This window comes from Novosphingobium sp. 17-62-19, from assembly GCF_002256775.1.
GTDB lineage: Bacteria > Pseudomonadota > Alphaproteobacteria > Sphingomonadales > Sphingomonadaceae > Novosphingobium.
The window spans coordinates 1-9,894 of sequence record NZ_NCII01000110.1; the positions used below are offsets into that span (position 1 = coordinate 1).

The window sequence follows — 9,894 nt, forward strand, 5'->3', positions numbered from 1 at the left end:
GCGAAACTGACCGGACACTACAGCGCTTTATCGATTAGCGCGTGTCCGGTCAGCTTCGCTACCGGCAGAACCTACACCACGTACCGGGACACGACCCCGGTAAATACTGAACAGGACATAGAAAATGACCAAGAACATCGTAGTCGTTGGTTCTGGCTTTGCGGGCATGTGGGCCGCTATCTCTGCCGCTCGCGCCGTTTCGCTGGCCCAGCAGGACGGGGAAGTTGCCATAACTGTCGTTTCCCCCACGCCAAATCTCACCATTCGCCCCCGGCTCTACGAAGCAGAGTTGCGCAATATGAACCCCGACATTGCCCACCTGCTGATGGCCGTGGGGGTGGTCCATGTTGCGGGAATTGTTGAAACCATCGACTCTGCCGAGAAAGTTTTGCAGATCAGCAAAACCGGCGGAGGCCATCAAAGTCTCGCCTATGACCGTCTGGTGATGGCTGCGGGGAGCCAGTTGTTTCAGCCCGATGTTCCGGGCCTTTCCGAATTTGGCTTCAATACCGACAGTCTGGCAAGCGCGCAGGCGCTGGAAGTGCATTTGCAAGGGCTGCGCGAAAAGCCCGAAACGGTGGCGCGCAACACTGTGGTGATCGCAGGCGGCGGCTTCACCGGAATTGAAGCGGCAACCGAAATGCCGATCAGGTTGCGGGCTGCTTTGGGTGCAGATGCCATGTTCCGCGTGGTCATCGTGGACACATCTGCAACCATCGGTCTTTCGATGGGCGAACAAGCGTTGCCCTATGTGCAAGAGGCCCTGATCGAGGCTGGCATCGAAACCCGTACCGGAACGCGGGTGAGTTCCGTCGATGCCCACGGCGTTACGTTGTCATCGGGGGAACGGATCGAGGCTGATACGCTGGTCTGGTCGGCAGGGATGCGGGCAAGCCCGATTGTAGCACAGGTTCCGGGCGATCATGATGCCCTTGGGAGGGTTGTCGGCGATCCATTCCTGCGTGCGCCTGCCAGTGACGGCATTTTTGTGACCGGCGATACCGTGCTGGCTGCAACTGACGATCAGGGCAATTTTGCGCCGATGTCATGCCAACACGCCATGAGTCTGGGCCGGGTTGCAGGGCACAACGCTGCTGCAGAATTGGTTGGCCTTGAATTACATCCCTATAGCCAGCCCAAGTATGTGACGTGCCTTGATCTTGGCGAATGGGGTGCCTTGTACACCGAAGGATGGAACCGTCAGGTTCGCTTTACCCGCGCCGAGAGCAAGAAGATCAAACAGGAAATCAACCAGATCTGGATCTACCCGCCAGCAGCTGATCGGGACGCTGTCTTTGCGGTTGCCAATCCAGATTTTGTTATCGTGCCTTGACCTGCAGCGCCTTGGCTGGATCGGTTCTGGCCAAGGCAGCGATCCACGCTGACCTATGCGATCAGCAGGCCCTGCTTCTGGAAACCTGCTGCCCATCATCAAGGTCGAAGCAGATATCAGACGAGCCAGAGAGGGTCCCGATCATGTGTTTCGTCAGCCGCTCATAGTGGCTGATGAACACACGAACCTGATCATCATCCATGGCTGCCGGGGCATCGGGCGAAGCCGAGCGCAGTTTATGCTCCTGCAATAAGCGATTGCGCAGGACGCTATCGAACGATGAGGCCCTTAGCATCACGAGGCGGTCAATCCGGCCGAACCAATCAGCATACGGCCCTTGCAACTGATCGTTCACATACCGTCGCCATGTGCCGTCTGGATCGCATTCTGCCTCAAGGGCATTGATTGGCGCTGCAAGTTCAGAGGGCGTTTGAGGCGTTGCGCCAACGCACCATCCTTCGAACAGGATGACATCGACCTCCGCCTTGACGTGCCGCGCATCGGAAGGTGGAAGCCGGTCGTCCAGTGCTTTGCTGAATTGGGGAAACCGCGTCGGGCGCCCTGCTACAAGGTCGTCCAGTACCGACTGCCCCAGTGCCGCCTCATGCGTTCCGGGAACTCCGCGCGTGCGCAACAGAGGGTGGACGTTGCGGGCCAGAATATCCCGCTCCGCGCGGGTCAGGTACAGGTCGTCCAGCGACAGGGTGATTGCGGTAAGGCCCAGTTCTGGCAACAGGGCTTGTTCCAGAAACCGGCAAAGCGTTGATTTCCCGCTCCCTTGCGCACCATTGATCCCGATGATCAGCGGCCGACCAGCGTCCTTTCGCCATTGCGCGATTTGGTGGGCGAGGGGGCGCCACCATTGGGTGACCATGTCGCTGTAGTTTTCGGGCAAACGCTCCGATGCAATCAGTGCCTCTATTTGTGGTGTCATGTCAGGCAATTGCGCGGTTTGCGACCTTCGCGCCAGTCATCAAGGTTGGCCAAGGCACACAATCCCATAGCTTCGCGTGTTTCGATGGTGGCACTGCCAAGGTGCGGCAAAAGCACCGCATTGGGTGCGGTGAGCAGTTCGGGGCGAACGGCTGGCTCGCCGACGAAAACGTCAAGACCTGCTCCTGCGATGCTGCCTTCTGTCAGCGCGTTTACAAGCGCGGTCTCGTCCACCACGTCACCACGCGCGGTGTTGATCAGGATCGCGTGGCGCGGCAGTTTTGCAAGGATTTCAGCATTGATCATGTTGCGCGTTTCAGGCCCACCCGGCACGTGAAGTGACAGGAAATCGCAGCGGCCGGCCAGTTCATCAAGCGTTGGGAAATACTGGGCGCCGAGCCGATCTACTTCATCTTTCGCACCTGGCCTGCGTGAAAAATAGGCAATTTCCATGCCGAACCCGAACTTTGCGCGCTCTGCTGTGGCTTGCGCGATCCGGCCAAATCCGACCAGCCCCAGCGTTTTGCCGCGCAAACTGGTTCCCAGCAGGTGAGTGGGTCGCCAGCCCTGCCAGGCACCGGCACGCAATTCGCGCTCTCCTTCACCTGCCCGGCGGGAGGTCATCAGCATGAGCGTTATGGCAAGGTCGGCAGTAGCGTCGGTCAATACACCCGGCGTATTGCTGACCGACACACCCGCCCGGTTGGCGGCAGCCAGATCGATGTGTTCAAACCCGGCGCCGAAGTTGGCGATGATCTGCGTGCGCCTGTTTTCTACGCTCAGGATATCCGCGCTGATCCGGTCCGTGATCGTGGTGCAGATGGCATCATAACCATGCATGGCCGCTACTAGCTCTTCCTGTCCAAATGGGATGTCGGAAAGGTTGAAAGTCGCGTCATAGCGCTCGGCCATCAAGGCTTCGATCCGATCAGGCCATTTGCGCGTTACGAGCACGCGAGGACGTTCAGGCACAGGCATTGCTCAGTTCTCCGGCACAGATGCCGCGAAGTATTCGGTGAAGGGATCGTCGGCCTGCTCTGGCGCTGCACCCTCTCGCACGGTTGTCCGACGCATGTCGCGTCGCTCGTTGAAGATATCGAAGTCGCCTCCGCGGTGCATCGTCGTCAAGTTGTCCCAGATCACCATGTCACCCGGTTGGTAGCTGACTTCGAACACATACTGCGGCTGCGTGGCAAATTCGATGAGGTTCTTAATGAACGCATGTCCCTCTGCGCGCGGCATTCCGACGACATCGAGGGCGTGGCTGCCGATATAGATCGCTGTGCGACCGGTTGCCTCCTGCCGGATCGACATGGGCTGGCGCGCCTTGGGTCGACCGTCGATTTCCTCAATGGTGATGGGAAATCCTGCGAGCAGCCGCGAATACCAGAGCGAATGTTCAGCCTCACCCGTATCGACTACCTGCCGGATATCATCTGGCAAGTCTTCGTATGCCGAACGCATGTCGGCAAAATGGGTCCGACCCCCGACTTTTGGCACTTCATAGGCGAGCAGCAGCGAATAGGACGATCGCATCGTCATGAATGAAGAGTCCGTGTGCCACAGACGATCGCCCTTCTTGTGCAGGACCATGTTCTCGTCGACCAGAATTTCACCTGAGGGGGTAAGGTTGCTGGCGTCGAAGATTTCGGCATCATCGGGGTGGCGGCGCGGGCGGTTCTTTACAGCAGGCGCTGTTTCGAGATGGCCGAGATTGCGGCTGAATTCGATGTGCGATTTGTTGTCAAAGCCGGTTCCGCGAAGCACACAGACGCCCCATTGGTTCATCGCGTCGATAATCGCGGCGCGGTCATCGGCTCCGATCGGCTTGCTGTAATCGATGCCGGAGAGTTCCGCGCCGAAACGCGGTGTGATGGGGGTTACGGTCAGGGCCATGGGAAAATACCTTTTCAGGGTTTGGTCGTCAGCGGTCCGGCCATCAAGACGGCGGGATCGGCTGGGTGTGATGGAACAGGGACTGCCACTCGGCGTGCATGGATGCGGCCGAGCAGGAAGAGCGAGATTGCAGAAAGCAGTGGCGTGACAGCCAGCAGCACGAACAGGTGGCGTGGCGGAAGGTTGGTTGCCAGCAGGTAGCCGCCCAGTAGCGGTGCAAAGATCGATCCGATCTTGGCCACCGAAGTTGCCCATCCTGCGCCGTTTCCGCGGATTGCACTGGGGTAGAATATCCCGGCAATGCTGTGCATCCCGAAATGCGTACCGCTGATCATCGCCATGCTGCACAACGAGAAGATCGCAAGGCCTTGTAGCGAAACATCGGCCAGCCCCATCAGGAGCAGCAGTGGCACTGCCAGCGCGGGGTAGATCGTGATCGCAATGGGTCCCAGCCGGTCGGTAAACCGCATCAACGCAAGGCCTGCAAACAGTCCCAGGACCGAGCTTGCGGACATGATCCAGGCTGCGTCGGTCCGCGTGAAGCCGACATCTTCAAAGATGATCGGCCCCCAATTTGACTTGAAATAGACCGCCATCGAACTGCCGATATAGGCCAGCCACAGGAAACTGGTGATTGGCCGAAGATCGCCTTTGAACAGCGTCGCGATGTGGAATTTCTGCGCCGGGGCATCGGACCCTTCGTCAGTTACGACGAACCTGTCATGCACCTGCGCACCCAAACCCGGTTCAAGCGTATTAAGGGCCTTGGCCACTTTTTCTGGCGAGCGGCCGGTCACAGCAAGATAGCGAGCGGATTCAGGCAGGATTGCAAAAAGGATCGGCACGAGCGCAAGTGTTGCCGCACCCGCAACGATGAACACCGATTGCCAGCCGAAATGTGGCGCAAGCCACACTGTCAACGGCCCGGCCACGACGCCGCCCAGCGTATAACCCATCATGATCACGGTCACGACCGAGGCGCGGTAGCGGGCAGGAACGAATTCGATGTTCAGCGCCCAAATCAGTGGCATCAGCCCACCGAGCGCTACACCGTTGAGAAAGCGCAGAACGAGCAACTGGTCCATGTTTCCGGCAGCGGCAATGGCCATTCCGGTAAGTCCGAAAGTGGCAACCGACGCGATGATGATCGGCCTTCTGCCAAAGCGATCACCCAGCCAGCCAAAGCCGATCCCGCCCAGCATGGCGCCGAAGACGCCAGCTGCGAATAGTTGCCCGAGGGAAATCGCATCCGCACCGAAGCCGTCGCGCAGATATGGTGCGACGAACGAGATCACCAGCATGTCGAGGCCGTCCAGAAAGGTGACGGTCCACGAGATCAGTACGAGGCGGATAACGAAAGCATTGAGTTTCTGTCGCTCAATGACCTCGGTCACCGCGATGGTAATGGGTGGTCGGGGCTCGGCTTCTGCTGCGTTCATGATGCTGGTTTCCCGATCAGGCCTTAACCACCGAAGTGGAAGCGGGCTCCGACCTTGAACGCACGGCCGACCGGATCAAACAGAATCTGGTTGGTGCCGCCCGATGGACCTGGAATGGCTGGCGGATCGCGATCAAGCAGGTTGTTTACCGTGGCGAACAACTGGAACGTGCGACCCGTGCCGGTGCCGACGTTTACGCGAGCGGTCATGTCGAGATAGAACCGGCTGGGCACGCGGTTGTTGTCCACGCTGGTGGGCGAGGTGACAGCATAGCCATCCTGATCGGGCCCTGTGAAATTGGTCCAATAGATCCCCGAAGGAATATAGCGGCCATGCCCGGTCAGCTGGAAATCGCCCTTCGTCCAGGTCACGACGCCATCGATTACGTAATCCGGCACACCCGCGATCGTCCCAGTGCGCTGGCCAGTCTGCCCTGCACGATCTACTGCACCAAGCGCATCCACCGTCGTCAGCTTTTCAGTGATATTCGCAATCAACTGGGTGTTGAGGCTGCCAAGATTGCCAAGCGGTTGGCGGTACTGCAATTCAATGTCGTAGCCGCTTGTTTCGAGGGCATTGGAATTGAGGATCACATCGCGCACTTCAAGGATCTGGTCTGAAGCATCGCGCGTGATCTGACTGCAGAATTCAGTCGCCCCTTGTGCGCAACGATTGACCAGCGTCTGCGCGCCCAAGGCGCCAATCGCATCAGCAACCTTGATGTCGTAGTAGTCAACCGAGAGCCGCATACGCTCAAAGAAGCCGCCGCGCGGGGTGACCACAACGCCGAGCGTCAGGCTGTCAGCCTTTTCGACACGAAGGTTGCTGTTTGATCCGGTGATGACGTTGGGATTGGTTTGCAAGCCACCATTTAGCGGATCGGACAGACCGATTGAGCGGCGAGTCTGCGGGCCAAACAGTTCGAAGATGTTTGGCGCCCGGATATCGCGCGAACGGGTCCCGCGGAAGCGGATGCCTTCGACGGGTTCATAGACCGCGCCTGCCTTCCACGTCGTCACCGCACCCGAAGTGCTGTAGTCGGTGCGGCGGACTGCCCCGTTCAGGTCAAGAGCGTATCCCACCGCGGAATCGCGCAGCACGGGCACAGCGATTTCGCCGAACACTTCCTTGACCGTCACACCGCCGGACAATGCCGAACCGTTGAGCGAGTAGAACCCGTTGGTCGCCGAAATGGCATCGGTTGTACCGTCCACTGTATCGCGGCGATACTCGGCGCCAATGGCAACGGCTACTGCACCGGCTGGAAGCTGGAACAGGTCTCCACGCACATCAATGCTTGCCACATGCTGTTCGTTTACGGTCCGCTGGAGACCATCGTCGGTGATGTATCCCAAAGCGTCTGCGCTGTATCGGCCCTCGCCAAACGGATTGTAAGGGCGGCAGGCTGCATCATCGTTGGCTGCGCTGGCATCGGCGTTCACGCGGCAGACGATTTGTCCGTTTGCACTCACCGCATCGGTTGCCTTTAGCAGGTTTGCCTGATTGATCAGGTTCGTGCCGCGCTGGGTGAAGTTGGTGCGGCCGTATTGGTACGAACCCTCGACCGTCCAGTTCCCACCAAGGTTGGCCTTGACGCCAAGGACGCCACGATAGGTTTCGGTGGTCGATGTGGCCTGTCCCGGGCCGATATCGAACGCCGCTTTGCCAAGGATGAACGATGCCACACCGTTGGCATCCATGGCAGCTGCCACGCTGGATGGAATGAAAGGATTGTCGCGCTTTATCCGGCCAAGCAACGTGCCGTTGAAGTCGCGGAACAGCGCGCCGTCGACCGTACCGGTTACCTTGCCGTAGGAAAGATCGGCATTCAGCGTCACATCGTCGGTCAGGTCGGCGGTCAGGGCGCCATATGCTGAAACCCGCTCAAGCGGGACTTTGAGCCTCAGCCCGGAAATGAAGCCGTTCCGCCCCTGACCTTCGCCGCCGAGCATAAACAGCGGGCCGACAAGTGTACCATACTGGAATGGGGCAGGCGTGCCGTCGGCAAGGAACTTTGTGCCGCGCAATGGGTCGGTTGCCGTGCTGCCAATGACCTGGCCGGCTGCGTTGTAGGAGCGGTTGATCAACCCTCCGGGAGACATTGTCGAAGTGTTTACCCCGGCGATGATCAGGTTGGCTGGCTGACCGCCTGCACCGGGAGGCGTGTTGCCGAGGATCAAAGTCTGGCTGTTGCAGAACGCGCGGGTGGTGCAGTTGCCAAGTCCTTCGAGCTTTTCATATTCGACCGCGCCAATCACATGGATGCGATCACCAAGGCTTGTGCCGCCCGACAGGCTGGCAAAGAAGTTGCCATCGTCGCCACGCTGCGAAACGCCAGCGGCAACCTGACCATCCAGTCCGACCTTTTTGCGATCCAGCACGAAGTTGACCACACCGGCGACGGCGTCGGAGCCGTAAGCCGCTGATGCACCACCTGTAACCACGTCAATCGTGCGGACAAGTGACGAGGGGATCAGGTTGGTATCGACCGAACCCTGCACCGTGCTGGGCACGAACCGTCGGCCATCGACGAGGACCAGCGTGCGCTGTGGATCAAGACCGCGCAAGTCAAGCAGGCGTGCACCGATGTTTCCGCCCAGATTAGCCTGAGCAGCAGGGCCGGTCGACGCGCGGAAGCTTGGAAGCTGAACGAGCGCTTCACCTGCGTTGGTAATGCCGAGCGCGTTCAGCCGCTCTGCGCCGATCGATGTGACAGGGGTAGGTGCCCGGAAGCTTGAGCCCAGGCGCGTTCCGGTGACGACAATGCCGGCTGTAGTGCCATCTGACGGTTCATCCGCCGGTTCGTCCAGTTGTTCTGGTGCGCCAGAATCGACCTGATCCTGAAGAACTTGTTCCTGCGCGAAAGCCGCGCTCGGCAATAGCAGAGCGGCTGCGCTGATGATTGCCAGAAAACTTGCGCCATTCAGCGCCACGTGCGTGCTCGATCGCATTTTTGAACTCCCACTCGTGGATCGTCTAAAGCGAACCTCGGTACGTATTTTTATGTATCATGATACTAAGATCGTCAACCATCATTTCGGTTCTTTCCTGCCAGTGGAAAATTCCCGTTTGGTGCAGCCTGAAACCGCCCGCTAAGAGCAGACGTGCCGCACGTCAGTGGTTGGATGGAGAAGCAAAAAGGTGGATCAGAATCAGTCGGCTGACCCGTTTGACAGCAGCACGCCGCAATACCGCGCCTTGTTTCCTGAAGATTCGCGCGATGAGGCTGAGTTTCGCTTGACCCGTATCCTGTCGCTTTCCGCGCGTCGTTGGGGCACGCATGTCGAAAGCCAGATGCTGGCGACAACAGGTCAATCGCGGTCACGCTGGCAGACACTCTTTGTCCTCAGCGTCGCGACACCGCCGGTCACGACCTCGCTGCTCTCCGCCAGACTGGCAATTCAGTGGCCGCCGCTGATTCGCACCTTGCACTCGTTGGAAGCGGATGGGCTGATCCGTCGGATCGCCAATCCGCACGACAAGCGCTCGCGTTATATCGAGATTACGCCTGCCGGGCAGGCTGTCGTCGATGAGGTGCAGCCCGTTCTGTCGAAGATCCGGTCAGCCGTATTTGCCTCTTTCAGCGAGGAGGAGATCCGCACGGCAACGCGGGTTCTGGAGAAAATCGTTGTCGGTGTTACCCAAGCGCAAGCAGAAGCGGAATAAGCTTGGCCGCGCGCGTGTGACGCTACATCGCACCATCACCCTTGCGGATGGCCTTGATCGTGCGAGCGATCAGCGAGAGATCGAATATGAACGACATGCGGCGAATATAGCTGATGTCGAGGTCGCTGCGCTGATCAAAGCCGATGTTGGCACGGCCAGAGGTTTGCCACAGACCGGTCAGGCCCGGCCGCACGGCGAGGCGCGGTAGATGCCGCATTGAGTAGGTGCCAGCGTCGAACGAGGTTGGGCGTGGGCCAACCAGCGCCATTTCCCCGCGCACGACGTTGAACAGGTTTGGTAGTTCATCAAGGCTGGTGCGGCGCAAAAAGCCGCCGATCCGGGTTACGCGCGGATCATCACGCAGCTTGAAATCAGGCGAGGAATCGCCGTGAATGTTTTGCGCTTGCAGGCTTTTCTTCAGCTCCTCAGCATTCACCACCATCGTGCGAAACTTGAAGAGGCGGAAACGCTTGCCCAAATAGCCGGTGCGGTCCTGTACGAACAGGATCGGACCGCCATCACACAATTTGTGTAGCGCGACGATTACGGTGTCCGGTCGGCGTCAATTTTGATGGCCGATAGGTGGCCGCGCCGGTTGGTGAATTCTGGCTACCATTTGCTGTTGCG

General features: G+C 59.1%; 8 protein-coding genes. 2 read left to right on the plus strand and 6 right to left on the minus strand.

Annotated features, from left to right (window positions below; all coding sequences use genetic code 11):
• Nucleotides 1-124 precede the first annotated feature (124 nt).
• Nucleotides 125-1,333 (plus strand): FAD-dependent oxidoreductase, encoded by a 1,209-nt coding sequence (locus B7X90_RS16535; RefSeq protein WP_292626276.1) that lies wholly within the window; start codon nucleotides 125-127, stop codon nucleotides 1,331-1,333.
• 61 nt (nucleotides 1,334-1,394) lie between these two features.
• Here B7X90_RS16535 and B7X90_RS16540 read toward each other — a convergent pair whose 3' ends face one another.
• From B7X90_RS16540 to B7X90_RS16560, 5 genes are read right to left on the minus strand one after another with little or no spacing between them, the layout of a single operon-like run.
• Complete coding sequence (locus B7X90_RS16540) at nucleotides 1,395-2,267, minus strand: kinase (RefSeq protein ID WP_292626280.1); 873 nt, start codon at nucleotides 2,265-2,267, stop codon at nucleotides 1,395-1,397.
• Nucleotides 2,264-3,238 (minus strand): D-glycerate dehydrogenase, encoded by a 975-nt coding sequence (locus B7X90_RS16545; protein WP_292626281.1) that lies wholly within the window; start codon nucleotides 3,236-3,238, stop codon nucleotides 2,264-2,266. The genes B7X90_RS16540 and B7X90_RS16545 overlap by 4 nt, the downstream gene beginning before the upstream one ends.
• 9 nt (nucleotides 3,239-3,247) lie before the next feature.
• Nucleotides 3,248-4,162, minus strand: coding sequence for a TauD/TfdA family dioxygenase (locus B7X90_RS16550; protein WP_292626282.1), 915 nt, complete (start codon nucleotides 4,160-4,162; stop codon nucleotides 3,248-3,250).
• Nucleotides 4,163-4,176: 14 nt separating this feature from the next.
• Entirely contained in the window at nucleotides 4,177-5,601 is a 1,425-nt protein-coding gene (locus B7X90_RS16555; RefSeq protein WP_292626283.1) for an MFS transporter, read from the minus strand.
• Between the two features lie 23 nt (nucleotides 5,602-5,624).
• Entirely contained in the window at nucleotides 5,625-8,552 is a 2,928-nt protein-coding gene (locus B7X90_RS16560) for a TonB-dependent receptor (RefSeq protein ID WP_292626285.1), read from the minus strand.
• A gap of 190 nt (nucleotides 8,553-8,742) precedes the next feature.
• Here B7X90_RS16560 and B7X90_RS16565 point away from each other — a divergent pair, with 190 nt between their 5' ends.
• Nucleotides 8,743-9,267: a MarR family transcriptional regulator gene (locus tag B7X90_RS16565; protein WP_292626287.1), complete on the plus strand. Its 525-nt coding sequence runs from the start codon at nucleotides 8,743-8,745 to the stop codon at nucleotides 9,265-9,267.
• 22 nt (nucleotides 9,268-9,289) lie between these two features.
• Here B7X90_RS16565 and B7X90_RS16570 read toward each other — a convergent pair whose 3' ends face one another.
• The gene (locus B7X90_RS16570) at nucleotides 9,290-9,811 is read right to left on the minus strand and encodes a sugar transferase (protein WP_292626290.1); all 522 of its coding nucleotides are present in this window, start codon (nucleotides 9,809-9,811) and stop codon (nucleotides 9,290-9,292) included.
• Nucleotides 9,812-9,894 lie beyond the last annotated feature (83 nt).